The organism is Parendozoicomonas sp. Alg238-R29, from assembly GCF_947331445.1.
Classification (GTDB): domain Bacteria; phylum Pseudomonadota; class Gammaproteobacteria; order Pseudomonadales; family Endozoicomonadaceae; genus Sansalvadorimonas.
Map to the genome: position 1 here is coordinate 15,863 of NZ_CAMZOG010000037.1, position 26,044 is coordinate 41,906.

At 48.5% G+C, this 26,044-nt stretch carries 24 protein-coding genes; 10 read left to right on the top strand and 14 right to left on the bottom strand.

What is annotated here, in order from left to right:
• The first annotated feature begins 18 nt into the window (after window positions 1-18).
• From dnaQ to QMA35_RS11020, 4 genes are all read left to right on the top strand, one after another.
• Window positions 19-744 carry a DNA polymerase III subunit epsilon gene (gene dnaQ / locus QMA35_RS11005; RefSeq protein WP_281647200.1) on the top strand — a complete coding sequence of 242 codons (726 nt, stop codon included), beginning with the start codon at window positions 19-21 and terminating at the stop codon, window positions 742-744.
• Between the two features lie 200 nt (window positions 745-944).
• Window positions 945-2,636 carry a hypothetical protein gene (locus QMA35_RS11010; RefSeq protein WP_281647201.1) on the top strand — a complete coding sequence of 564 codons (1,692 nt, stop codon included), beginning with the start codon at window positions 945-947 and terminating at the stop codon, window positions 2,634-2,636.
• Window positions 2,605-3,432: an NAD(+) diphosphatase gene (gene nudC / locus QMA35_RS11015; RefSeq protein ID WP_281647202.1), complete on the top strand. Its 828-nt coding sequence runs from the start codon at window positions 2,605-2,607 to the stop codon at window positions 3,430-3,432. The genes QMA35_RS11010 and nudC overlap by 32 nt, the downstream gene beginning before the upstream one ends.
• 48 nt (window positions 3,433-3,480) lie before the next feature.
• Window positions 3,481-4,122: a hypothetical protein gene (locus tag QMA35_RS11020; protein ID WP_281647203.1), complete on the top strand. Its 642-nt coding sequence runs from the start codon at window positions 3,481-3,483 to the stop codon at window positions 4,120-4,122.
• A gap of 57 nt (window positions 4,123-4,179) precedes the next feature.
• On the opposite strand, the gene QMA35_RS11025 is transcribed toward QMA35_RS11020, so the two are convergent.
• Complete coding sequence (locus QMA35_RS11025) at window positions 4,180-4,494, bottom strand: SCP2 sterol-binding domain-containing protein (protein ID WP_281647204.1); 315 nt, start codon at window positions 4,492-4,494, stop codon at window positions 4,180-4,182.
• A gap of 254 nt (window positions 4,495-4,748) precedes the next feature.
• Here QMA35_RS11025 and sohB point away from each other — a divergent pair, with 254 nt between their 5' ends.
• On the top strand, window positions 4,749-5,795 hold the full coding sequence (gene sohB, locus QMA35_RS11030) for a protease SohB (RefSeq protein ID WP_281647205.1): 1,047 nt from the start codon (window positions 4,749-4,751) through the stop codon (window positions 5,793-5,795).
• A gap of 69 nt (window positions 5,796-5,864) precedes the next feature.
• Here sohB and QMA35_RS11035 read toward each other — a convergent pair whose 3' ends face one another.
• The 3 genes from QMA35_RS11035 to QMA35_RS11045 form a co-directional block, all read right to left on the bottom strand.
• Window positions 5,865-7,034 carry a cation:proton antiporter gene (locus tag QMA35_RS11035; protein WP_281647206.1) on the bottom strand — a complete coding sequence of 390 codons (1,170 nt, stop codon included), beginning with the start codon at window positions 7,032-7,034 and terminating at the stop codon, window positions 5,865-5,867.
• 111 nt (window positions 7,035-7,145) lie between these two features.
• Window positions 7,146-7,529, bottom strand: a complete 384-nt coding sequence (locus QMA35_RS11040) for a DUF934 domain-containing protein (protein ID WP_281647207.1) — start codon at window positions 7,527-7,529, stop codon at window positions 7,146-7,148.
• Window positions 7,510-9,174 (bottom strand): nitrite/sulfite reductase, encoded by a 1,665-nt coding sequence (locus tag QMA35_RS11045; RefSeq protein WP_281647208.1) that lies wholly within the window; start codon window positions 9,172-9,174, stop codon window positions 7,510-7,512. The genes QMA35_RS11040 and QMA35_RS11045 overlap by 20 nt, the downstream gene beginning before the upstream one ends.
• Window positions 9,175-9,417: 243 nt before the next feature.
• On the opposite strand from QMA35_RS11045, the gene QMA35_RS11050 reads away from it, so the two are divergent.
• Window positions 9,418-9,570 (top strand): hypothetical protein, encoded by a 153-nt coding sequence (locus QMA35_RS11050; RefSeq protein WP_281647209.1) that lies wholly within the window; start codon window positions 9,418-9,420, stop codon window positions 9,568-9,570.
• 66 nt (window positions 9,571-9,636) lie between these two features.
• Here QMA35_RS11050 and QMA35_RS11055 read toward each other — a convergent pair whose 3' ends face one another.
• From QMA35_RS11055 to QMA35_RS11065, 3 genes are all read right to left on the bottom strand, one after another.
• Window positions 9,637-9,834, bottom strand: coding sequence for a DUF2970 domain-containing protein (locus QMA35_RS11055; RefSeq protein ID WP_281647210.1), 198 nt, complete (start codon window positions 9,832-9,834; stop codon window positions 9,637-9,639).
• 136 nt (window positions 9,835-9,970) lie between these two features.
• Complete coding sequence (locus tag QMA35_RS11060) at window positions 9,971-11,503, bottom strand: hypothetical protein (RefSeq protein ID WP_281647211.1); 1,533 nt, start codon at window positions 11,501-11,503, stop codon at window positions 9,971-9,973.
• A 207-nt stretch (window positions 11,504-11,710) separates the two neighbouring features.
• Window positions 11,711-13,687, bottom strand: coding sequence for a monovalent cation:proton antiporter family protein (locus QMA35_RS11065; RefSeq protein ID WP_281647212.1), 1,977 nt, complete (start codon window positions 13,685-13,687; stop codon window positions 11,711-11,713).
• Between the two features lie 254 nt (window positions 13,688-13,941).
• Here QMA35_RS11065 and cobT point away from each other — a divergent pair, with 254 nt between their 5' ends.
• The 4 genes from cobT (at window position 13,942) to QMA35_RS11085 (ending at window position 18,060) form a co-directional block, all read left to right on the top strand.
• Entirely contained in the window at window positions 13,942-15,246 is a 1,305-nt protein-coding gene (cobT, locus tag QMA35_RS11070; protein WP_281647213.1) for a nicotinate-nucleotide--dimethylbenzimidazole phosphoribosyltransferase, read from the top strand.
• Window positions 15,247-15,364: 118 nt separating this feature from the next.
• The gene (locus QMA35_RS11075) at window positions 15,365-16,156 is read left to right on the top strand and encodes a cobalamin-binding protein (RefSeq protein WP_281647214.1); all 792 of its coding nucleotides are present in this window, start codon (window positions 15,365-15,367) and stop codon (window positions 16,154-16,156) included.
• Between the two features lie 97 nt (window positions 16,157-16,253).
• Window positions 16,254-17,129, top strand: coding sequence for a cation diffusion facilitator family transporter (locus QMA35_RS11080; protein ID WP_281647215.1), 876 nt, complete (start codon window positions 16,254-16,256; stop codon window positions 17,127-17,129).
• Between the two features lie 373 nt (window positions 17,130-17,502).
• Window positions 17,503-18,060: a DUF2780 domain-containing protein gene (locus QMA35_RS11085; protein ID WP_281647216.1), complete on the top strand. Its 558-nt coding sequence runs from the start codon at window positions 17,503-17,505 to the stop codon at window positions 18,058-18,060.
• A gap of 83 nt (window positions 18,061-18,143) precedes the next feature.
• On the opposite strand, the gene QMA35_RS11090 is transcribed toward QMA35_RS11085, so the two are convergent.
• The 7 genes from QMA35_RS11090 to QMA35_RS11120 all read right to left on the bottom strand — a co-directional run.
• Window positions 18,144-19,229 (bottom strand): BMP family ABC transporter substrate-binding protein, encoded by a 1,086-nt coding sequence (locus QMA35_RS11090; protein WP_281647217.1) that lies wholly within the window; start codon window positions 19,227-19,229, stop codon window positions 18,144-18,146.
• A gap of 58 nt (window positions 19,230-19,287) precedes the next feature.
• The gene (locus tag QMA35_RS11095) at window positions 19,288-20,214 is read right to left on the bottom strand and encodes an ABC transporter permease (RefSeq protein WP_281647218.1); all 927 of its coding nucleotides are present in this window, start codon (window positions 20,212-20,214) and stop codon (window positions 19,288-19,290) included.
• Window positions 20,215-20,219: 5 nt separating this feature from the next.
• On the bottom strand, window positions 20,220-21,359 hold the full coding sequence (locus QMA35_RS11100) for an ABC transporter permease (RefSeq protein WP_281647219.1): 1,140 nt from the start codon (window positions 21,357-21,359) through the stop codon (window positions 20,220-20,222).
• Complete coding sequence (locus tag QMA35_RS11105; RefSeq protein WP_281647220.1) at window positions 21,356-22,924, bottom strand: ABC transporter ATP-binding protein; 1,569 nt, start codon at window positions 22,922-22,924, stop codon at window positions 21,356-21,358. The genes QMA35_RS11100 and QMA35_RS11105 overlap by 4 nt, the downstream gene beginning before the upstream one ends.
• A gap of 646 nt (window positions 22,925-23,570) precedes the next feature.
• The gene (locus tag QMA35_RS11110; protein WP_281647221.1) at window positions 23,571-23,807 is read right to left on the bottom strand and encodes a hypothetical protein; all 237 of its coding nucleotides are present in this window, start codon (window positions 23,805-23,807) and stop codon (window positions 23,571-23,573) included.
• 32 nt (window positions 23,808-23,839) lie between these two features.
• Entirely contained in the window at window positions 23,840-25,003 is a 1,164-nt protein-coding gene (locus QMA35_RS11115) for a Na/Pi symporter (RefSeq protein ID WP_281647222.1), read from the bottom strand.
• Window positions 25,004-25,333: 330 nt separating this feature from the next.
• On the bottom strand, window positions 25,334-26,044 hold a 711-nt coding region (locus QMA35_RS11120), incomplete at its 5' end, for a transposase (RefSeq protein ID WP_281645792.1).

Here is a 26,044-nt window from a genome sequence, read left to right on the forward strand (position 1 = left end):
CCGTTAAGAGTATTTGATATGTCCCGAATTATTGTACTGGATACCGAAACAACCGGCCTTGAACCTAGTCAGGGGCATAGAGTCATTGAGATCGGTTGTGTGGAGATGATTAACCGCAAACTGACCGGTAATCATTACCATGTTTACATCAACCCACAGCGAGAGGTCGAGGCCAGTGCTATTGAAGTTCATGGTATTACCAATGAATTTCTGGTAGACAAACCTGTTTTCTCCCAGATAGCGGAAGAGTTCCTGGCCTTTGTGAATGGTGCAGAGCTGGTTATTCATAACGCGCCATTTGACGTGGGTTTTATCAACCATGAATTCCGGATGCTGGCCAACCCTCCGGGAAATATTGATGATTACTGTAAAATTACTGACAGTCTGGTACTGGCACGGAAAAAGCACCCCGGGCAGCGGAATAGTCTGGATGCCCTCTGTAAGCGCTATGGTGTAGATAACTCAAGTCGTACACTTCACGGTGCATTGCTCGACTCGGAGATTCTGGCAGACGTCTACCTGTTTATGACCGGTGGTCAGACTTCTCTCTCTTTGGGAAGTCTTTCCGGCGGTGGTGCTTTGGCTGGTGGCCCTGTTCGCAGGTTATCTATGGATAGACCGCCGTTGAAAGTGATTGCGCCTTCGGATAAAGAACTGGAAGCTCATCGGGAAAAACTTGCGGCCATAGAAAAAAAAGCGGGGCAATGCCTTTGGAAAAACAGTTTTCCTGATGAGGTTCACTGATCGGAGGTGTGATGCTGTATTGGCAGAAGAGCTACTGATATAGTTATGAAAATAATGTAAGTTCTCCCAGTATTTGTAGATGTATCTTCCCGGTGCTTATGACATGGGGTAAGTGGTGCTTGAAGTCCCTGTCGGAGAAGAGCTTGCTAGCAGGGTTATGAATAATCGTTAGAAAAGACAAATAATAAGGAGCGTTAACGATGGCTGGTATTTCATCCCTGTCGCCGCTTCGGGAAGAGCTGGATAGCACTGTGGAAACCATAGTGCATCGTCTTGAAACTTTCTCTGAAGATCGTAGCAAAACCATGTTGCTGCAGGAGTCTTCCCATGAAATCGGACAGATACTTGGTATTGTTCGTGTAATAGAACTGAGCGGGGCAGAGTTGCTTGTCGATGAACTCGTGCATCTTTCTCAGGATATTCAGCAGGGTGAAAACGGGGACGAAAGTCTGGAAATCCTTGGTAAAGGGCTTTTCATCTTTCAGCGGTATATCGACTTCATCATGACTCGCAATGATGAATTGCCGGAAATCCTGCTCCCAACGATTAATAACCTACGAAAAATTCGGGGAGTTGCTGCTCTTCCGGAGAGTCAGTTTTTTGCTGTTCCCCATCTTGGTGATTTTAATACTTCATCCCAAAAGAGTATGACTGGTGAGCCCTTATGCTCTGACCCGGAACGCACGCGGCATACCACTCGCCGGTTGCGGCAGATGTATCAGGTTGGTTTGCTGGGAATGTTGGGGCATAAACGCCCTTATGCCGGTATGCGGCTGATGCAGAGGGCTTGTAGTCATCTGGCCGTTCTGCACAGCCATCTGCCTTTCTCTCGGTTTTGTCAGGTAGCGGCTGCCTGTCTGGAAGCCTTCGTTGATATGGAGATGGACCTAACCCGTCCACGCAGAATTCTATTAAGCCGCATTGATCAGTTGCTTCGAAAGCTTCAGCTGCCTGCTGGTCTGGAAAGTCTGGATGTTCCTGAACAGTTTTTAAAAGAGATGCTCTATCTTATTTCTGTTTCAGGTAGCTGTGGTGTTCAATCCAACAAGGCTCTCGGACAATTTTCTCTACTACCACTGCCGTTTACGGAAAAATCTTTGCAGGAAGCCCGCGATGCTATGGCAGGGCCTGCTTCAGAAGTGTTGGTATCACTGGCAAATGCTTTAAAGGAAGAGTTGGGTGCCGTGAAAGATATGCTGGATCTGGCGGAGCGTGGTGCAAATACAACTGATTTGGATTATGCCGGCCTGGCCTCTTCCATGTCGACTCTCTCCAAAACCCTTAGCATGGTTGGCCTTCATTCTGCTGCCAGTACTTTGCAGAAACAACAGGGGCAGGTGCAGTTATGGCAGGAACAGGGCGCGACAAGTGAGCGGTTACATGAGGTTGCAGAATCCGTCCTTTATGTTGAAGCAATGGTATCCTCTCTGAAACAGCTTTCTGGCATTGTTACAGTCAAGGAAGAGAAACCGCCAGAAATGTCAGTTCTGGAAGGGCAGTTGGGTGAGGCTAAAGTAGTGGTCTGGGATGAGGCTATATCAGGCCTGACCCTGACCAAGCGGGCTATCAACGCTTATTTGGAATCCGACTACGACAAAATTCATCTGGATAACCTGCCTAAAACTCTTCAGGCTATTCGTGGTGGTTTACAGTTCTCCGGAGAAGAGCGTGGGGCTAAACTGATGCAGTGCTGCGCGGACTTTATTCGTGAGGTGGTGTTGCAAAGTGAAGAGCGCCCTGCGAACAGTGTGCTGGAAACATTTGCAGATGTGTTATCCAGTCTGGAATATTTTATCGAGTCCGGCTCGGCGGATGGTGTTCGTACCAGCCTGGCTTTGGAACTGGCAGAAGCCAGTTTGAGTGAACTTGGATATAACATTGCTGCAGCCTGATTTCGAAAAAACCTCAACTGCTGAAAACCAGCCATGGGATGCATGGCTGGTTTTTGTCGGTAACCGTATTCTTCCTTCACCTGACGAAGGATTTCTCTGGGATAAACTGCCTGTTCCTCAATCCAGTGTGTTACAAAGTTACAATCTCGGTACTGTATCAGGGCGAACTGTTACAGCTGTAGAAGTTGCCGAACAAGAGGTGCTCCCTGAAGCTTTATCGTTACGCAGTGCCATTCTCCAGTGTGAAGAGAGTAGCGATTTTCTTTTGCATCAGGCGGGCAGTTTGTTGAACTGGGGGCGGCATTATCGTTTTTGTCCCAGCTGTCAGTCGCCTTTGAGTATCTCTGATTCTGTTTTTGATCGTGGGCGGGGCTGCAACTCCTGTGATTTTCGTGTGTACCCGGCAGTCAGCCCCTGTGTCATCGTCCTTATTCATAACGAAGATAGGGTTCTGCTGGCTCGCGGGTTACGTCATCCTCCGGGTTTCCGGTCGCTGATTGCCGGTTTTGTTGAGCCGGGAGAATCTCTGGAACAGACTGTTGCCAGGGAAGTGATGGAAGAGGTAGGGCTTGAAGTTGATAATGTTCGCTACCAACACAGTCAACCTTGGCCATTTCCCCACAATTTGATGATGGGGTTTCATGCCCGCTATAAAAGCGGAGATATACAAGTGGATGCAGAAGAGCTTGAAGAAGCAGATTGGTACCCCCTTTCCAATCTTCCCCAGCTTCCTCCACCCCAGACGATCGCCTGGCAGTTAATCGATAAATATCAGCAGAGCTTTGGCCTCTCTTAAATCGTTTGTGAACAGTAAGAATAAGTAAAATAGAAGTGGACTGACTTTATGAAAACAGCACTGTTTATGTTGTTGCCTGTTTTGGTAACACTGCTTCTGCTTTGGCTCTCCCTGCGACTGTTGTTAAGCAGTCAGTGGATACTTGGTTGGCTGCGGGGAATGGCTGGAATGCTGATGGTTGTGCTGACTCTTGGAGCCGGCTTGATGACCTATGATATGAGAACCTTCGCCGGAACTGAGTCATCCAGACCTCTGGCGGTTATCAGTTTTAGCCAGTCCTCTGTAGATAAGTGGGTGGCTGATATTGTTTCCCATACCGGTCAGTCCTACTCAGCTCCGATAAGTGGTGACCTGTGGAGGATATCTGCTGAGCATATTGCCTGGGATATAGAAACCTTTTCCGGAGAGCTCGCTCGACTTGAGAATTTGGATGGGCGCTATCTGTCCCTTGAGCAACAGCGTTCTTATCAAAGTCAGCTGACTGATAGCAATGAATATCCTTTTTCGGTGGACAGTTGGCCGGTGGTAAAAAAACTTGGGCAACTAAAGAAGATTGAATCAGGTGTGGTTTCGTCAGATTATCTCCCCATGCAGGATGGAGCTATTTATGAAGTCTGGTTGAAGCAGGGAGTTATAGAGGTTAGTGCTGTCAACGAGGTTGCCAGACAGGCTTTAAGCAGTATTGAATAAAAGGCAGTGAAGATATAAAGCAAGAAAGCTTCCCGCAGGAAGCTTTCTTTACTGGAATCAGGCTGGGAACAGTTCGCCAAGCTTGGTAGCCAGCATCATGTCGCCTTCAGCACGCAGTTTACCCATCATAAAGGCCTGCATTCCGTCCATCTCCCCGCTCATAACGCCGCTCATTGTCTCGGTGTCCATGATCAGAGTCACGTTAGGATCATCATTGGCACCTTCAACAATCTCACAGGCTCCATCTTTGACGATCAGGTGGTAAGTGTCGCCGTCTTCGATATCGAACTGAAAAATCAGGTCAAGGCCAGCAGCCGCGTCGGAGTTAAACTTACCCTTCATGTCTTCAAAGACTTCAAGGAGGTTTGCCATTTGTCATGTCCCTTTCTGTATTAACTATGCAATCGGTCTAGCTTGTTTTTATTATGCTGCAACCGGGTCGTAAGCACTGCTCGTAGATACGGAGTCGCACGAACAGCGTCAGAATATTTGACGCCCCTATAAGTGTCAACCGAAACCCTTTGTGTTTTTATCCTGTAAAACATTTATTATTCACTCTGGACTTCTGGTTTATTCTATCCAGTTCACCTGAAAACAAACTCCGGGCAGGAACAAGGAGATAAGCGTTGGAATTTTTGATGGAGATTGGTCTTTTTCTGACCAAAGTTGTGATTATTGTAGGGGGTGTTCTGGCGATTGTGGCCGGTGTGGCTTCTGCTGGTAGTAAGGGGAAAGGAGAGTCTGCCGGGCATATCAAGGTTCGTAACCTGTTTAATGATCATTCAGATATCCAGAAAACTCTGGAAGGTGAACTTCTAGAGAGTGACGAGCTGAAAAAGAAGCGCAAAGCTGAAAAGAAAGAAGCTAAAGAAAAGAAGAAAGCAAAGAAAGGGGAGAATGCAGACGTTGTAAACCCCCGGGTTTTTGTGCTCGACTTTCATGGCGATATTCGGGCATCTGCTGTTAGCAAGCTGCGTGAAGAGATAACAGCTGTATTGGGGCAGGCGCGTCAGGAGGATGAAATTTTTGTGCGCTTGGAGAGTCAGGGCGGAATGGTTCATTCTTACGGTCTGGCTTCCTCACAGCTTCAGCGAATTCGAGATAAAGGTATTCCGCTGACCATTGCTGTTGATAAGGTCGCAGCCAGTGGCGGTTATATGATGGCCTGTCTGGCAGACAAGGTGATTGCAGCGCCTTTTGCCATTATCGGCTCCGTAGGTGTTATGGCTCAGATTCCTAATATCAATAAGCTTTTGAAAAAGCATGATATTGATGTAGAGCTGCATACTGCCGGTGAATACAAGCGCACTCTGACAGTGATGGGTGAAAATACTGAGAAAGGTCGTGAGAAGTTTGTTGAAGACCTTGAGAGTACCCACAAGCTGTTTAAAGACTTTGTTCTGCGCGCGCGTCCATCAGTAGATGTTGAACAGATTTCTACCGGTGAGATCTGGTACGGCACACAGGCGATTGGTAAGCAGTTAGTGGATGAGTTGAAAACAAGTGATGCTTATCTGTGTGATTGTTACGACAGGAAAATCGCTGTTTATCATGTCAGCTGGTCTGAAAAGAAAACACTACCCCAGAAGTTTGGTTTAAGCGCTCAGCATGCACTTGGTGGCGCTATCAATACTGTTTGGGAAAGGCTGGTGAGTTCCCGTTTTCCAGGTTGATAGGATCGAAGTTTGGAAATGATGAAAAGGAGTTTTCGTTGCGAAAGCTCCTTTTTTATTGTTTGTTTATCAGTCCCTGCGTAAGCGGTCTGACACTGCAATAGGTGATTCGTAATTGAATACTACAAGATAAGACGAGAATAACAGGGTGAGAATAGCTGCTGCCTGAATAGTGTGGGAGGCCACATTGTCGATCAGCCCTTGAGTCGCCGCGACACTGGCGATCAGCAAACCAAACTCACTGTTCTGCCCTAAGCGAACTCCAACTTCCCACGCGGTTTTCTGTTTTTCGCTGACACCTCGCAGAAAAAACCAGAATACCGGTGGCTTCAGGGCAAGACAGACAGCGGTTAGTGCCAGACCAGGAAGAATGACTTCTGGCAACAGGTCAAGGTTAAAGCTGGCTCCCACTGAGAAGAAAAACAGAATCAGGAAGAAGTCCCGCAATGGTTTAAGGTTAATGGCAATGTATTGGGCAATAGGGCTGGTGGCGATAGTAATACCAGCGATAAACGCGCCAATTTCAGCAGAAAGCCCAAGACTGTGAGCTAGTTCGGCAAGGCCTAAACACCATCCAATAGCCAGCAAGAACATATATTCATGGAAGCGATCATACCGTGCCATTAACGGCAGCAGTACATAACGAACAGTTAACCAGGCTCCTAGAGCCAGTAGGGGCAGGGTGGCTAGTGTTGTCAGCAGGGGGAGATAACCGCCATCGAGATTTTTCGTGTTGTACAGTAAAAGCAGCATCATGATGGCCAGTAAATCCTGGAGTAGCAAAAGACTGACCAAAAGTTCCCCAGTGTGCTTGTGATGCAGTACTGTTGTTGGTAGTAGTTTGATACCGATAATTGTGCTGGAAAACATCATGGTGCCACCGATGACCAGACTTTCGGTGTCGGTAAAGCCAAAAGCTTGGGCGCACCCATAACCCATCAAAGCAAAAACCAGAGAACTGAATAATCCTACGGTGGCTGTTTTGCGGAGCATGTGCATCAGGTGGCTGGGTTGCATATCTAACCCAAGCAGGAAAAGCAGGAAAATAATTCCCGCATGAGATATATCTGATAACAAGCTGGTATCAGTCACCAGCTCCAACCCTGATGGGCCGAAGATTCCTCCCAAAACAATATAGGCGACAATTAATGGCTGCCGGGTGGCCAGAGCAACAGTTGCCAGAATAGCAGCGCCAGTAAAAATCAAAAAGAAAGAATAAAAAAGAGATCCGGAGTCCATAGGGCAAACCGTGAAATAACTTGGATCAGTATATCGGTTTATACGTGCGTGGGAAGCGGGGGAGAAGAAATAACCCTGCAGAACAAAGAGAACATTCTACAGGGTTTGTTTTTAAAGGCGTCTGAACAGAGGCTCTTTACGATCCCAGGAGATCTGGTAGGCCTCAGAAAAAGCTTTCAAACATTTCTCGGCCGTTTCTGCTTTAGCACCCTCAGGTAAAGAGAAGCTGTCGAAGCCGCAACGGGCGAGATAGTGCATCTGGTCTGGCAGGAAGTCACCGATAGCGCGAAGCTTACCGGTATAATTAAGCCGTTCTCTTAACAGGCGAGCCAAGGAAAAACCCCTGCCGTCAGCAAATGCCTGAAAGCGAATAGCAACGTCATCTTTTTCGACAAGTTGGCTTTCAATATCTTCCAGTTCGCTGTCTGCTTCCAGAATTAGCAGGTTTTCATCCATTTCCGATGCTACCAGAATCTCATGCTGCTGGGCGTGCATAAACCACCTCTTTGAATGTGCTTAAACCAAGGCGGCGATAGGCGCTCAGAAAGCTTTCACCATCCACTCGCTGTTCCAGATAGACAGTCAGGATTTTCTCGATCACATCAGGAATGTTTTCCTGGCTGAAAGAGGGGCCGATGATTTTGCCCAGAGAAGCATCGTGTCCGGCAGAGCCTCCCAGCATAACTTGGTAAAACTCTTCACCTTTCTTATCAACACCGAGAATGCCGATGTTGCCAATATGGTGATGAGCGCAGGCGTTCATGCAGCCAGAAATGTTCAGGCTCAGGTCGCCAAGGTCGTGAAGGTAGTCCAGATCATCAAATCTGCGCTGAATGGCATCGGCGAGAGGAAGAGATTTGGCGTTTGCCAGCGCGCAGAAATCACCACCCGGGCAAACAATCATATCTGGTAATAGGCCGGCATTAGGAGTGGCCAAGCGATATTCCGTTAATTGCTTCCAGAGTTCGAACAGTTTGTCCTGCCGAACATCAGACAGTACCAGATTCTGCTCATGGGTGGAGCGCAGCTCACCAAAACTGTATTCATCAGCAAGTACGGCTACCTGGTCCATCTGGGTTGCACTGATGTCACCAGGTGCCGCACCGGTATTTTTCAGTGTAATAGTGACCGCAGCATAGCCAGGGGCTTTGTGCTGTTGCACATTACGCTGATACCAGTTGTTAAAGTTGCTGTCACTTGCAAGAGCTGTAGCCAGTTCTTGTGGGTTGTCGGACAAAGGCTCTCGAACCGGGTCAATGAAGTGTTCAGAAACACGCTGAACTTCTTTTTGAGTCAATGTTGCAGGGCCATCTTTGATAAATGCCCACTCGTTTTCAACTTTTTCCCGGAAGGCATCAATACCCATGGCTTTTACCAGAATCTTGATGCGGGCTTTGTATTTATTATCCCGGCGGCCATAGCGATTATAAACGCGCAGAATGGCATCGAGATAAGTCAGCAGGTGTTGCCAAGGCAGGAATTCGCAGATGGTTGTACCAATAACCGGAGTACGACCAAGTCCACCGCCAACCATCACACGGAAGCCGGTTTCACCAGCTTCATTAATCCGCACATGCAGCCCAATATCGTGGAATTGCACGGCTGCACGATCAATGTTTGGGTTGCTGGTAACGGCAATCTTGAACTTCCGTGGCAGGAAGGCAAATTCTGGGTGCAGGGTGGACCACTGGCGAATAATTTCACACCAGGGGCGGGGGTCTGTTTCTTCTTCCCGGATAACACCGGCAAACGGGTCAGTGGTAGTATTACGAATGCAGTTGCCACTGGTCTGGATGGCATGCATCTGGACGCTGGCGAGTTCTGTCAGGATGTCAGGCACAGTTTCAAGTTCTGGCCAGTTGTACTGAACATTCTGGCGTGTGGTGAAATGAACATAACCCTTGTCGTAGAAACGGGCGATATAGGCCAGTTTGCGAAACTGGGTTGTGTTCATCAGGCCGTAGGGCACGGCAACCCGGAGCATGGGGGCAAAGCGTTGTACATAGAGGCCATTCTGAAGCCGGAGCGGCAGAAAGGCGTCTTCCGCAAGTTCACCCGCCAAATACCGTCGGGTCTGATCACGGTATTGTTCGACACGCTCATCAACAACGCGCTGGTCGACTTCGTTATAAACGTACATATATTGTTCTTGTGTGGACGGTTGATTCAGGCTTTTGAATTATCTTTGTCTGGCGAGCGTAAAGTATCAGTCCCTTTATATTCTTAAAAGTAATATTTAGTCATATGACAATGACCTCTAATTATATGTGTTCGTAAAAAAGGGCTGGCATTGATAGTGATCAGATGAAAAGTTGCAGGTTTTTTATGAGCACGATAACTTGTTTGAACAATAATAATGAAAACAGTGTCTGAGGTTTGGCTTATGGCTCATCAAAGCATGTCTCACAATGATGGCAGCAGCGATCGTTGTAATCAGGAGAACAGGACTGTCGATAGTAGGGCAGACGCGATTTCTGCAGTGGCTCTCATTCTATTGGCTGTAGTTATTGCGGTGTACTGGGTATCTGGACAATAGAAAGGTAACAGGTTCATGTATAAGTAAGCCGGGTTGCAGTCCGGCTTGTTTTTTACTGTCGAAACGTTAAATCACAAGATTAACGATAACCAGTAAAGCGACAACGAAAAGCACAGTAAAAATAATGCCAGCAATAATAAATTGTTCCGGTCTCCCTTCAGTAAAATCCTTTTTCTGTTTCTCATTACTTTGAACGCCAAAGGCAGCCGCCAGTGTACTTTGAACCACGGACAGCAAGCCGGGGCGTTTATGTTCGTGACTCATAGTAATTCCTCAGTGGTGTCCGGTCATCCGTGACCTGCTAATTAATTACTATGTCTCGCTGCTGAAAAAATATCCAGTCTTAGGGGCTGCTGATGTTTTGCGTTCGGCTCAATGATTACGAAAAATTAATAGCCCTTTAGAGCTCTTCGTGTTCAAGCGCTGCTGACGTATTGGCATAAGCTCGTACAGGTTTCACCTTGAGTTTCAGACGAATGCTCTGTTCCTGGGGGTCCAGTCGGCGAGTGATATCTTCGATAATAGCTGTGGTGCCGTTAGCTATAGCGGAGATGTAGATCCCGTCACGAAGTTTTAAAAAGAATTCACGGCCAAGTGGTCCCCAGGCACCAACATGTTTGCTGGTAGCATCGATAGCACCTGTCGCGATAGTACCTGTCGAGTCGTAATAACGTAAAGTCGCATTGGCGATAAAGCTGATGGAGAGATAACTGACAGCCATTGCTAAAGGTGTAGCTTTGGAGTCTCCCAGATAAGGTTTGATTGTGTCTCTACCGACCAGATTACCAAGAGAGAAACCGGCCATTTTGGCAAAACTGCCTGCTGCCAGTTTCACTAAATGCGCTGCATTATTATTAGTGTCGAGTTTGTAAAGGATGGTGTAAACGCTACCGGCAATAGGGAGGGCAATCGACGAAATAATCGCATGAGTGCCGATGTTTTCCAGTGATTTGCTGTCAGTGTAAGAGCCAACAAAATCTTTGATAAATGGGGTAGTGGCAGTACTTACACCCAAAATAGTGGCATTACTGATTTTGCTGTGCAGATCGGATGTTGCTTTACCAACATAATCCTCAATGCAACCTGACAGCAAAGTATACAAGCCACCAGTCATAGCGCCACCAAGGGCTGCTGTGGTAATTTTTCTGACTTCGGGAGACAGACCGACAACCTTGTCGATCATAAATCCGGGAACTTCACCCAAGAAAAGGTTGGAAGCTTTCACTGTCTGTGACTGAGCGAAGAATTGTGTTGCTTTTCCAAGAGATAAATGCTCTTTGTCGCCCACGGATTTCAGGCCGCCGCCACCAAATAACATAACCGCAATAGCTCCTTTTGCTGCCCACTCAGGAGGGATAATCCCACCTAAATGATGGTTCTGATCTTCAAGCGCATTGGCGAGAGTGCTTTCAACTTCCTCCACAAGGTTGCTGACTGTGGCCAGAACCAGATAATGACCCATATTGATTCTTAAATTAGTACTGGTAAAGTCAAGGTTCTTTTGGCGGTACCAATCGTTCCTGGTAAGGTCGCCATTCATTTTGATTGGCAGTCCTGTCGTTGATTCAATACCACCCAAAGCGGCGATGGCTCCAGCCATAGGGATTAGTACCCGACCCCAGCTTTCAAGGCGGGAACGGCGTGGGCGCTGATCAACGACTTCCCAGTCAAAATCCATTTCACTGTCGGCATACTCTTCACCTAAAGAGAGAGGCAGGGATAGGTCAGAGGATTGTTTTCTTCTGTCAAAGTCAAGATTTTCGGTTTTTGTGCCCAGTTCACTGGTATCCAGGTGGATGTGGGCAAGATTCTTGAGCAGGTCGTTGCGAATGTTCAGTTTGGTTGTGCCTGTACTGTCCGTTTGAGTACGGACGTTTCCTGATTTGTCTTTATAGAGAACAACCAGAGTGGGAGCCGGTTCCTCTGCTCTCACTGAAGAAATCCATAAGCTGGTTAAAAGTAGACATAACGGATAACAGAAGGTTTTTCTCAGAAATCCCGACATTGGCAACATCCTCAACAAAATCAGCGGAGGATAAAGCGTAGACCCGGTTAGAGTACCTGCAAGAGAAAGGCAGACTCAGATACAGAAAAAACAAGAAAATCACACAATTCCCGGGAAAATTCCCGGTAATTGTAGTTATTTCCCCCTTAATAGCAGGTTCTCTCCCTGCTCAACCTGTTGCTGGGTGCCTTTCAGTAACAGCGCGTCACCAGGTTGAAGAATGAATGTTTCTTCCAGGTTCAGAGGAGAGTCATTACGGCTGATGCGCTTAATGCCAAGGCCTCCTTTCAAGGGAATATCGCCAACAGTTTTGCCTACAGCCCAGGCGCTATCGGGAAGGGTAACGCCATGAAGCAGTTCGCAAGGGTCGCCTTCTACTGTGTGCAGTGTTTCTGATTGACCAAAGAAAAAGCCGTGGAGGATATCGTAGTGCTCACGGCGAACAGACTGGATTCGTTTGGCAATAGTGTGTTCAGGCTGGCCAAGCATGGTGAGCACATGGCTGACGATAACAAGGCTGGATTCCAGTACTTCAGGCACCACCTGTGTGGCCCCATCTTCTTTCAGTTGCCGCAACTTGCTGTCATCCCGGGTTCTGATCAGAACCGGAACACGGCTGTTCACTGAGCGAATGCCTTTCAAGGTGTCCTGGGCAGCTTGGGAACTGTCAATACAGATCACTACCATCCGTGCTCTGTCTAGCCCAGCGGCATGAAGTAATTCTGTCCGTCGACAGTCGCCAAAGAATACCGGTTCTCCAGCCCGGTTGGCTTCCCGTACATGGATTGGGTCATCATCTATTGCCACAAAAGGGAGGTGATCTTCCCGCAGGAAATGGCTGATAGCCTGACCAACACGTCCATAGCCAAGAATCAGAATATGCTGGTCCACGTCGCCAGTCTGCTGACTGATAACATCTGTTTCATTATGGGGTTCTTTTTCCTGTTTGCGCCCGGCAAGCAGGTCAGCGATTGCGCCACTATAGCGAATCAGCAGAGGTGTTGCTGCCATGGAAACAATGGTCACAGACAAAATAAAAGAGCTGGTGCTGGGGCGAAGCAATTCATGCTGATTGGCAAGCGCCACCAGGGCAAAGCAGAACTCACCACTTTGGGCCAGCGATATGCCGGTGCGGATAGCGGCTTTCTGACCGTGATGAACAAACCAGGCCAGCATGGTGATCATGGACGCTTTAAACAGTATTAATCCAGCGGCGGCCAGCAGAATCATGTACCAATTGGAGATAAACAGATCCAGGTTGAGCATCAGGCCAACAGATACAAAGAACAGGCCCAGCAAAATATCCCGGAACGGACGAATATCCGTTTCTATCTGGTGGCGATAATGACTTTCACCCAGCATCATGCCGGCTACGAAACCACCCAATGCCATGGAGAGGTCAAGTAGGTGGGTCAGCCATGCAGCCATCAAACAGACAACAATGGCACTAAGTACAAACAGTTCTTCCGATTTGGTGCGGGCAATTTCATGGAACATGCGTGGCAGTATCCACCGGCCAACCAGCACCATAAAAGCAATAAAACCGATGCCTTTGCCAAGGCTGATTAACAATGTTTCGCTCAGGCTGGCTCCACCAATGCCAGCCAGGGCAGGTATCAGAATCAGGAATAAAACAGCAGCGATATCCTGGAATATCAGGGTACCGATAGTCAGCTGTCCATGACGGGAGCGGAGTTCATTCCGGCGTGTCAGTTCCTTGGAGACAATGGCTGTAGATGATAAAGAAAGGCCTGCGGCCATAACCAGAGTGCCAGCCGGAGAGAAACCAAGCAGTAATCCGCAAAAACCGATTAAAAGCGTGCAGATCATCACCTGCAAGCCACCCAGACCAAACACAATGCGACGCATGGCGAGCACATTGGCAAGAGAAAACTCCAATCCCAGAGAGAACAATAGGAAGACAACGCCGAACTCTGCAAGCAGAGTGATATCGAAGCTGGAATCAATAATACCGGTAGCAGTAGGCCCAAGAGCCAGGCCTACCATCAGATACGCCAGTGTGTCGGGTATGTGCAGGCGATGACAGAGGGCAATTGCAAACACAGAGACAGAAAATATAATCAGCAGCTGATTGAAAAAGCCGAAATCCATGTTCTGTGTCCCCTGAGCTTTTTGTTATGGTCTGAAAATTATGATCTTAAAATAATTATGCAGCTGTATGATTTCAAAAACATTTTACGCGGGCTTCATCTGCTTTGCACGACACTGTTTTTCCGTTATCGACACTGTTTTTCCGTTATCGGTACTGTCAGTGTCGTTCTTCACGCTCTATGACGAGCTTTTTTTAAAGAATGAAAACCTGCACGCTTATAGCATAGCAGCATGAATCAAACAGGAAGTGTTCTATGGACAAAGTCCTCTTTCTCACGACATCTGGTTGTCATCTTTGTGAACAAGCCTGGGGGGTGATGGAACGTTTGCCGCTATTATCTCCGGTTGAAATTGAGATTGTTGATATCGCGGATGATGACGCACTGATTGAAGAGTATGGTGAACAGATTCCGGTGATACTGAGTGAGGCCGATCAGAAAGAGTTGGTTTGGCCATTTTCTTTGGCGGACCTGCGTTTGTTTTTTGAGGGATTACCTGGGAATCTGCCACTAAACTGGTTGACGCAATCTTGCCAGACAATAAATAAGTCTGCGATCAAAGCAGCTCATGCTCGCCAACAGCAGCTGACAAAACCTGCAGGGTCTCTTGGTATTCTTGAGCCGTTGGTTGAAGTTCTGGCCGGTCAACAGGGGCGGGAAAAGCCTTCACTGAATAATGTTGCCATAACGATCTTTACTGGTGATCACGGTGTGGTTAATCAGGGGGTCTCAGCTTACCCGGCGGAAGTGACTACACAGATGGTCGGTAACTTTGTTAATGGAGGCGCTGCTATATCTGTTCTGGCCAAAGAGCAAAACTGTCATCTCAGTATTCTCGATATGGGAACCAGTCAGTCACCTCTAGGGTGGCCCGGGGTGCATGACTTTTCTGCCGGGCAGGGTACAGCCGATTTCACCGAGCAGCCAGCGCTGACCAAAAGCCAGCTCGACTGGTGTCTGGCCGCAGGGGCGGCTCATATAGACAGTCTTTTGAATGATGAACTTGATCTGTTTATTGCCGGTGAAATGGGAATTGGCAATACCACCGCAGCCGCCGCGATTTGTTGTGCTCTAACAGGCCTGCCTGCGGAGTATCTGGCTGGGCGGGGAACAGGTCTTAATGATGCTGGTTTGATTCGCAAACAGAACATCATTAATAAAGCCCTCGATAAATACAGTGAAAGCCTCAAACAACCATTGGAAGCACTCCGGTACCTGGGAGGCTTTGAAATAGCCGCTATTGTCGGTGCCGTAATTCGCTGTGCCCAGAGAGGTGTTCCCGTTCTTGTGGATGGCTTTATTGTGACTGCTGCTGCGTTGGTGGCCTGTCGCCTTTTGCCTGCTGTAAGAGAGTGGTTATTGTTCGCCCATAAATCGGCGGAACCTGGGCATCAGTTGATTATGGAGTATCTTGAGGTCGAGCCTCTGTGTGATTTTGGGATGCGCCTTGGTGAAGCCAGTGGTGCAGCCGTTGTTTTACCTTTATTGCGAATGACCTGTGAGCTCCACAGTCAGATGCATACTTTTGCTGAGGCTGGCGTTGCAACCAGTGGAGAGTAATTTGATCTGTTTTTTTCGATTGCCCGTTTTTCTTGGGGCTTTACTGAGTTGCTTATCTATTGGCTTTATTCAGGCAAAACCTGTGACGGTGATAGATTCCATCGGGAAAGAGGTTTCAATGCCAGACCTGCCAAAGCGTATTGTCAGCCTGGCCCCCCATGCAACCGAACTTCTGTTTGATGCTGGTGGAGGAAACCGACTGGCGGCAGTAACAGGCAGTAGCGATTTTCCTGAAGAAGCGAATAAACTGCCCAACCTTGGGCCTTATAATTCAATTTCACTGGAAGCGATCCTGATTTACAGGCCAGATCTTGTACTGGCCTGGCCCAGTGGTAATTCTCCAGAAATATTAAAACAGCTCGAGAACCTGAAAATTCCTGTTTATAACTCTGAGCCTCGCAGTGTTGAAGCTATAGCAGGAGATTTGCGGGCTCTCAGCACTCTGGCTGGGGGGGATGCTGGAATCAAAAAGGCTGAGGGACTTTTGCGACGGTGGCATGAGTTGGCCAATACCTATCAGGAACGCCAAACTGTCCCTACCTTTCTGGAGGTTTGGAATAATCCGCTGATGACCCTGAATGGTGATCATATGGTGTCTTCGGTGATGAAGGTGTGTGGCGCGGAAAATATTTTTGCCGACGCTCCGGTGCTTGTACTAAGGGTTTCACGTGAAGATGTTATTGCACGCACTCCCTACCTGATTGTTGAGGGTGATCACACCGACCGTGTTGGAACAGATGTTCTTTATAACGAATGGAAGAAATATTCGATGATTCCGGCGGTAAAGAATCGGGATGTGTATACCATTGATGGCAGCCTGCTTCTCAGGCCCACACCTCGGATAATCAAGGGTACCCAGCTGTTTTGTGAGTATGTTGAGCATGCCCGTTCGTTTATGCCATCACCATAAAATTTAAGTGTGGTAGTTGTGGGTGCTGATTGGCATAAGCCGGCCAGCATGAGATAGTTTTCAAAACAATTGAAATAAAAGATGTATGGGGGAAGGCATGCAGGGGCTGAACGAGCAGCAGAAAGCTATTTTGCTCCGGCGGGCATCCAGGGCGTCAGTCGCTACGGCCACTGTCCTGCTGATAGCCAAGCTGGTGGCTTGGGGAATGACCGGTTCAGTCAGTATTCTGGCTACCTTTATGGATTCTCTACTGGATGCTTTTGCATCGGTGATTAATCTTGTCGCTATTTCCATCGCTTTAAAACCTGCCGACGAAGATCACAACTATGGCCACGGTAAAGCCGAGCAGCTTGCGGCGCTTGCGCAATCAGCCTTTATTGCTGGTTCCGGTTTGTTCCTGATTCTTCATGCTGTTGATGGGATTCGCCACGGAGGGGGTATAGAAAACAAACAGGTTGCTCTGGCGGTGATGGCTTTGTCTATGGCGTTGACCATGGCTTTGGTTGTTTACCAGACTCATGTGGTGAAATTAACCGGGTCGTTGGCTATTCAAACTGACTCAATGCATTACCGTATGGACTTGCTGACAAACCTGGGTGTTGTTTGCGCATTAATTATGGTTGCGGCTGGCTTTCCGGAGGCTGACCCGGTTATCGGTATGCTGATTGCCATTTATATGATTTTCAGCGTTGGTAAAGTGGCCTGGCAGGCTATTCAGATGTTGATGGATCAGGCCCTGGATCAGGAAAAAGAGCAACTCATCCGGGAGCAGGTGCTGGCTGTGGAGCAAGTTCTTGATCTTCACAATCTGCGCACCAGAATGTCTGGAGTGACACCTGTTATTCAGCTGGATCTGGATCTGGATGGCAATTTGTCACTGGAAGAGGCTCACGATATTGGCAAGGCCGTTCAGAAGCAGCTGCTGAAGCATATGCCGGATGCAGATATCACCATTCATCTTGATCCGAATTGAAGACAAAGCGGGCTATCTCCTTTCGTATTGAACAGGGGAGAGTTATTCAACAACAGTTATTCAACAACAGTTATTCCGAAGGAGTGTTCGTCGTAAAACTCATTATTTCTGAACACCTGTTTTTCAGTATGCCTTCCTCTCGGTAGCCACACTTTTCAAGAACTCTCATAGACGCTCTGTTGGGATGATATACACGGGCGAAAATCTTTTGGCTGTCCAAGTGTTCAAAGGGCTGGATTTTCCTTTTTAGGATGTTTTTGATGTGTGTTGTCCGGTCAATTCATTACAGCCCCGACCCTTGACAACGGGGCACACTTATTATTTTGAATGCTGATATGACGTTGTTGAGCTATTTTTGACGTCCTAATCAAGAATGAGTTCAACTGCGATGCAGGGTGTTCTGGCTGGATTTACGATGTTGCTTGCCGTTCAAGTAAGTCTCTTAACGCCTTATGGGGTAGCTGAAGATACAGTCGATATTATTGGTACGGTTGTTAATGAGCTTTCTGTAACAGTTGAACAGGCGCAGAGGGGAGTTGGAGCCATTCTGGCAGCATCGAAAAAGAAGATGTCTGCCGAGAGTTACGAGCAATTACAGGGGGTGATTCTTAATGAATCCTGGCTGATCGAAAGGATGCCACCTGTGATATTGAAAGAAGGCATCGATGAGAATTCTGATGTCGGCATACAGGAGACTCTCACTGCTCAGTTTGGGATGCTCCAGCTGCCGCAAACCATGAAATCACAGTTTGCAATGGTAATGCTTGCTCATATTCATTCTATTGATGGCCTTCAGTTGAGCGGGGAGTTCCGCAACTCACTGCCAGCAGAGTTGTTTGGCACAGTGCGCGTAGAGGGATGGGAATGGAAGGAATTAGTACTACGGGTGATCACAAAACTGATTATGGCAATAATGGATGACTTTTTATGACCAGAAACCATTTATGACCAGAAACTTATGACCAGAAACTTATGACCAGAAACCATGCCCGGCTTCTGGTCAGGTAATGAATCCTACTGAGGCAGTTCGCCTTCCACGCCCTCAACGTACCAGTTCATGGACAAGATCTCGCCATCAGTCAGCTTCACGCCGCCAGCCACTTTAACAGAGCCATCCTGAGCCGTGATCGGGCCTTCAAATATAGTCAATGAACCAGTAGCAATATCAGCACGGGCTTTCTCAGCAGCAGTGACAACGTCAGCAGGAATTTTTTTGTTGTAAGGCGCCATCTTCACCATTCCACTGTCTATGCCACCCCAGATATCTTTCGCTGTCCAGGAATCATTCAGTACAGATTCAGCCACATCGGTGTAGTAATCACCCCAGTGAACCAAACTGCCAGACAGGTGAGCGTCTGGGCCGAAACGGCTCATGTCGGTGTCATAACCAAAGGCCAGAACGCCTTTGTCTTGAGCGGCCTGAACCGGAGCGGGGGAGTCAGTGTGCTGGTTGATAATGTCAGCGCCCTGGGCGATCAGAGCTTCGGCCGCTTCACGTTCTTTGGCTGGGTCATACCAGCTGTTAATCCAGACAACTTTTACCACCGCATCCGGGTTGGTTTCCCGTAAACCCAGAGTAAAGGCGTTGATCCCCTGTACCACTTCAGGAATTGGGAAAGAACCCACATAACCGATCACATTGGATTTAGTCATTTCACCCGCGATCAAACCAGTCACGTAACGACCTTCATAGAAGCGTGCAGCATAGGTGCCGACGTTCTTGCTGCGCTTGTAACCAGTGGCGTGGTTAAACTTCACTTTTGGGAACTGTTTAGCCACTTTCAGGGTTGGGTTCATATAGCCGAAAGAAGTTGTAAAAATCAGGTCATGGCCTTGTTGTGCAAGTTTACGGATAACCCGTTCGGCATCGGCACCTTCTGGTACGCTTTCTACATAGGTGGCCTCAACCTTGTCACCTAATTTATGCAGCATCTCTTTGCGACCTTCATCGTGGCCGTAGGTCCAGCCCGCGTCACCCACCGGACCAACGTAAACGAAGCCAACTTTGATTTTCTCTTCTGCCTGGGCGGTAACAGAGATCGAGGCGGCCAGAGCAGCCGACAGGGCGGCTGTCGCAACCTTTTTGATCAGTGTTTTCATGTAATACCTGCTCTTTTTTGTGGTTGTGTTGTTATGTTTTTTTATTGTTTCAGTGTCTTTACGTACTTGGGTGGAACGGTTTACCCAAAGATACTGGTGCCATCATCCGAATCCGGGATGCGTTGCTGGACAGAATCACCAGTACCACAATTGTCGCCAGATAGGGCAGAGTGGCTAACAGGTTCGAAGAGATGGACCAGCCCATACCCTGCAGAACCAGATGCATAATACTGGCCAGTCCAAACAACCAGGCTCCCAAAAGAACTCTTCCTATGCGCCAGCTAGCAAAAACCACCAGTGACAAGGCAATCCAGCCACGCCCGGCTGTCATACCTTCGGCCCAGAGAGGGGTGTATGCCAGAGATAGGTAAGCCCCGCCTAAACCGGCCATAGCTCCGCCAAACATCACCGCTAACCAGCGTACCGTAAGAACTGGTAACCCTAAAGCTGTGGCCGATTCCGGATTTTCACCAATCGCCTTCACCATTAAACCAGGGCGGCTAAAGCGGAAGAACAGCCAAACAGCAGCCAGTATCATCAGAGCGATGTATACCAGCGGGTCCTGCTGGAAGAGTACAGGCCCCAGCACTGGAATATCTGCCAGCAACGGAATATGGAGGGCTTCAATACCGGTCAGTGGCTTACCGACATAAGCGGTACCGACAAAAGCACTTAAACCTGCACCGAAAATGGTCAGGGCCAACCCGGTGGCGACCTGATTGGCACGCAACCCAAGAGCCAAAGCGCCAAACAGCACCGACATAGCGATACCGGCCGCCATACCGGCAATCACTCCCAAAGCCAGATTGCCGGTAGAGAAAGAAACAATAAAGCCTGTCACCGCGCCCATCAGCATCATGCCTTCCTGGCCCAGGTTAAGAACGCCAGACTTTTCGCAAACCACTTCACCCAGTGCCACCAGTAGCAGAGGTGTGCCACTGCGCACCATGGCGAACAGGACATTAGTTATCAGTTCAATATCCATGTTTTTTATGCTCCTTCACTGGCAGGCATTGCCGCTGTAGCAGCAACCGTTTTTTTGATACGGACGCGATAACCAATCAGCACATCGCAGGCCAGCAGGTAAAACAACAGCATGCCCTGGAACAGACTTCCGATAGCCAAAGGCAGACCAAGATCAATCTGGCCCATTTCACCCCCCATATACACCAGTGCCATCAGCAAACTGGCAAGGGTTATACCCACGGGGTGGAGGCGACCAAGGAAGGCAACAATAATGGCGGCGTAGCCATAGCCGGGAGAAATGCTTGGTACCAGTTGGCCAATGGGACCAGTGACTTCACTGACACCTGCTAATCCAGCCAGTGCACCGCAAATCAACAGGGCGAAGTACACCAGTTTCTTCTCTTTATAACCGGCAAAACGGCCGGCGCTGGCATCCATGCCAATAACTTTCAGCTGGAAACCAATAAAGGTTCGACTCAGTAATACCCAAGCCGCCACCATGGCCAGTAAACCAAACATCAAGCCAAGATGAAGGCGAGTATCTTCGAGAATAATAGGCAGGGTGACACTGTCATTGAACAGTGCTGATTCCGGGAAGTTAAAGCCATTTGGATCTTTCAGTGGCCCGTGCACGGCCCACAGCAGCAGGTTGAGGGCGACATAGTTGAGCATAATGGTGGTGAGGATTTCATTGGTGTTGAAATGATTGCGCAACACTGCCGGAATCAGCGCCCATAGCAAGCCGGCAAAACTGCCAGCCAAGAGAGCAAAGGTCAGAGAAAATCTGGAGCCGCTGTCCATCACTTGCAAAGCTGCCCAGGCGCCTACGAGAGCACCCATAAGTAGTTGGCCTTCGGCACCAATGTTCCAGATGTTGGCCCGGTAACAGATAGCCAGCCCTATTGCGCATAACAACATAGGAGCAGCCTTAACACCCAGTTCGGCCAAGCCGTAGCTGTCGCTGATAGGAGAAATAAAAAAAGTATGTAAACCAATCAGCGGATCTTGCCCTTGCCAGAGAAAGATCAGTGCGCCCGACAGTAAGGTCAGTACGATAGCCAGCACTGGGGAGAGGTAACGAAGTAGCTGGGATTCTTGCGGCCGAGGCTCCAGGGAAAAACTCGACAGCCATTGATTCTGCAAGCATTGAGAAAGCAAGCTCATGACAGTGCCAGCTCCTGTTGTTGTTCTTTTGAACGGGGTTGGCTTTCCGTCTCGTTAAAGACGCCAGCCATCCAGCTACCGACCTGTTCCAGATTTAACCCAGTCACAGGTTTAATGGGAGACAACTCACCCTCACAGAGGGCGCCAATACGGTCACTAATCTGGAACAGTTCATCCAGATCTTCAGAAATGACAATGATCGCCGCACCACTGTCCCGTAGAGCGATCAGTGCTTTATGGATGGTATTGGCGGCTCCGACATCAACACCCCAGGTAGGGCTGGCACAGACCAGTAACTTAGGGTTTTGCAGAATCTCCCGGCCAATAATGAATTTCTGCAGGTTGCCGCCGGAGAGAGAGTGAGCCTGAGCATTGACTGATGGGGTTTTCACAGTAAATTCATCAATAACCCGCTCGGCAAAGTTATCTATAGCCTTACGGCGCAACATTCCCCGGTTTAAAAGACCTTCCAGAAAACCGGTTAACAAACCATTTTCGTTCAGTCCCATCTCCGGCACCGCACCACGGCCTAAACGCTCTTCAGGGACAACAGCCATGCCCAGTTTGCGCCGGGCAGCAGGATTTAGCCGATCCAGTTTGTTGTTTTGATAATGAATCATCTCGCCAGAACTCAGGCGTTCACCACTGAGAAGTTTCAGCAGTTCCTGTTGGCCATTTCCCGCAACACCTGCAATACCAAGAATTTCACCTTTATTCACGGTCAGGGAAATATCTTTGAGGTCGGTACCAAACGGATCTTCCCGTTGCGCAACCAGGTTTTGCAGTGTGAGTAATGGCTCTGAGCTTTGTACTTTAGGATAAGATTGCCCCAGCGTTGTTTGGCTGCCCACCATCATCGACGCCATATCCTGGGTACTGGTTGTACGAGGATCACAGTCACCGGAAACCGTTCCATGGCGTAAAACTGTTGCTTGATGGCACAGGGTCTGAACTTCATGAAGCTTGTGACTGATAAATAGAATGCTGCAGCCTTCGTCAGCCAGCTGGCGCAGAGAGTGAAATAGTCGCTCAACTTCCTGCGGTGTCAGTACAGACGTGGGTTCATCCAGTATCAGCAAACGGATGTTCTGCAGCAGGCAACGGATAATTTCTATCCGCTGTCGTTCACCGGTTGAAAGAGTGTGAACATAGCGATCAGGGTCAACTGGCATGCCGTAATATTCAGACACCTGTTGTATACGACGGGCTAACTGTTTGAGGTTGCGGGCTTCTTTTGCCGGCAGGCCCAAAGCAATGTTCTCGGTGACAGTCAGAGTTTCAAACAGAGAGAAGTGTTGAAATACCATGCCAATACCCAGTTCTCTGGCTTTGGCAGGAGAGGGGATGGTGACCGGTTTTCCATCCCACCAGATCTGGCCAGTGTCAGGTCGGGTTACACCGTAAAGGATTTTCATCAGGGTGCTTTTACCGGCGCCATTCTCTCCCAAAAGGGCGTGAATTTCGCCAGCCTTGATATCCAGGCAAACATTGTCATTAGCGACAACCGCCGGATATGTTTTGGTAATCCCCTGACAGCGTATGCGTGATGGCTCGGGTGACGCCATATTTCTCTCGCTATCTGAATAAAGTCTCATACCTTTTGTTTTAATAAAAATTGCGCTTGAGACTTATCGTTATTGTTGTATAAAACGGCGCTTAAAAAATGTGCGCTTTTTATGCTTTTTCAGGGAGTGCGTTATGACATAACTGCACACGAAAAACCAGAGTCTTACTGCTTACATTGTTTATTCCTTTAACAAATATCCAGCTCTTGATTTCTCATTGGTGACTTTTCTATCGCCAATTGAAGTGCACCTTTATTTTTCTTTTGGGTTTTTGCGCACAAGCTTGGCGCCTTTACCTGTTTTCTTATCCCCTTGTGGTGCAAGGATCGTAACGAATATGTGGTGCTTCGTTGACGGCAGGATTATTTGCTTTAAAACCCGCAAAACAGGGTAAGGCTCTGTTCAGTATATCAGTTGGTAGTCGTCTAAACTCCCTCCGTAGATGAAATCGAGCGGGAAGCTTTGTCTGCCGTTGCGGCACAGGTAGCGTTGTAGCCCAGAAGGCGCTTTGCCGTTCTTGACTACGCCATCCGTGTATAGCAATGAACACAAGTCACTTGAATGATTGCCGTGGGGGGTAAGAAAATATCAGAGGAAAAAATAAAGCCAGCGATTATTGTTAAACCGATGGCTTTAATTTTGAGCATTACAACGTAGTTTTAGCTTTTTGTGCCTTCAGCAGATTGCCTAAGCGAGCTAGCAGACTGACACGGCCATTCTGACCTTTGTCCAGCCAGTATTCCAGATTATCCGCAGCCTTATGCTGTTCCTGAAAACGCAGAGTCTTCAGCTCTTGTTCCAGTGCTTTAACTTCACGTTTCGCAGCTTTCAGGCGAATTTTTATATCTTTACGTTGTTTCTTGAATGCCTTTAATTGATGCATTTTACTTCCTTATCCAGTTATTTGATTGGCATTCAGCCGGTTACGAAGATTAACAGACCTGGCAGCACAAAGAACACACCAATTATGTAGGCAAATACAATGCCCTTATTGCGGCTTGCCTTCTGGGCAAACACCCGTGCTGTCCGGAAGGGAATGGCACGCAACTGAGGCGTGCAGTAAATCAGCAGTACGGCACTTACGTTAAACAGGAGGTGTACAAAGGCAATTTGCAGGCCTTGCATGGCCATAGCGCCAGACACTGTTGTGGCAGCCAGAAGGGCAGTGATGCACGTACCGATATTTGCACCCAGGGTGAAAGGATAAACATCTTTCAGTCGGAATACGCCACTGCCTGCCAGTGGAACAATCAGGCTGGTGGTTGTTGAAGAAGACTGTACAGCAACAGTGATCAACGCGCCGGAAGCAATACTTTTCACTGGGCCGTTACCTATAGCTTTGTGGAGCAGATCTTTGGCGCGTCCAACCATCAATACTTTCAGTGTTTGACCCAGTATGCCGATAGAAAGGAATACAAATACAAGACCGAGCAGAGCCAGTGCTACGCCACCGTAGTTTTCAGGCAGGAACGACAGCATATCGCCAATCTGATGTACAACAGGCTTGGTAATGGGCTTTACGAAATCAAAACCGCCCATGTCCATGCTGGAAGCACTTCCGTCACCATAGAAGAAGTGAGCCATCGAGCTGGAAAGTTTTTCGAGAAAGCCAGTAGACATCTCCAATGGCATAAAGATAAAAACAGCCATCAGGTTAAAGAAGCCATGCACGGTTGCAGCAGCAAAAGATCGGCGGAATGTTTTGCGTGCACCGCCGAGACTGCCCAGGCTCACAAGAGTGGCTGTCATGGTGGTGCCAATGTTTACGCCGAGAATCATGGGGATGGCTATAGATACCGGCAATCCGCCGCCCACCAAGCCAACAATAATAGATGTTACGGTACTGGATGATTGCACTAGCGCTGTTGCCATGGTGCCGATAATCAGCCCCATGAATGGGTTGGTAGCAAAGGCAAATAGTTCCCGTGCACCCTCAGCGCCACCGGCTGCCCATTTAAAGCCGGTGCCAATCATGCCCACTGCTAGAAGCAGCAGGTAAATCATACCAATAACGGTTACCCACTGACGGATATCACTGAGATTGATCCGAGCGGTCTGGACCGTTTGTGTCGCTTGCATGTGTCATTCCAGAAGAAAAATAACCCTTATCGGGTGCGCTGTGCACTTTATAAACATTTAGAAAGTGCGCAATCTGGAGGCTGCGTAGATAAATTCGAATATGCGACAGTTTGTAGTTGGTATGTGCGCAAAAGCGAAGTGGTAGGTGGGTGCTGGGAGGTTTGTTTGTCTTGTTTAGGTGGTGGCCGTATAAATTTGTTTTGTGTTTTTAAACAGAGGGCTTGGTTTTAGCCCTCTGTACTAGCAGCCTGTCGGACTGGCCCGTCCATTTGAGTCCTTTTTGATCATATCGGCCTACAGAGCTCATATCTGCCTTCAGAGGTCACTTACTCAAACAGAACGCCAGCGTAACCTCATGAGACAGTGGCTGACTACAAGCCAATAAAGCACCAGAGCCAGCCATTTTTTATCATCGACTTGCTTCAGGTTGAACATTCGGCGCAGGTTGAATGTCAGGCAGACCAGATCCCACTCTTTCGAGACCACTTCCAGTCCCCGCACCAGGAATCGCCGATATCCCATTGCCTCCTTCTGTATTCCGAAGGTGGGCTCTATCGTGCATTTTCGTCGGCTGTAGATGGCTCGCCCTTCTTGTGTCTGCAAGCGCCAGCGCATCCACTCCAAAGCGCTGGCGTCATCATCCGGGACTGGCGGGTCCGGCTGGAAACGCTGCAAGGGGGGCGGGTTGTGCTCATCCCGTTTTATAGCAATGTAGGGTGTCAGTTCTTCTTTATCCACAGCGCAGACATTAGCCTCGCTGAAGTAGCCCGTGTCGGCCAGTAACCCCTCAGCTTTTCCAAGCACGGGGGCCAGTATGCGTAACTGTCTGAGTGTTGGCTCAACTTCTTTTTTGTCATTCGGTGCCTGAGTCACATGACGTGTCACGATCAGACCACTCCCGATGTCTACAGACGCCTGGGCATTGTAGGCTTGTTCGAATGCACCACCGGCAGTGGGCATAATACGAGATTCGTCGTCTGTCAGGTTGACCTGGTCTTTGTCCCCTGCACCTGGTTCCGGTGGCTTTGGCGCTTTGCCGGG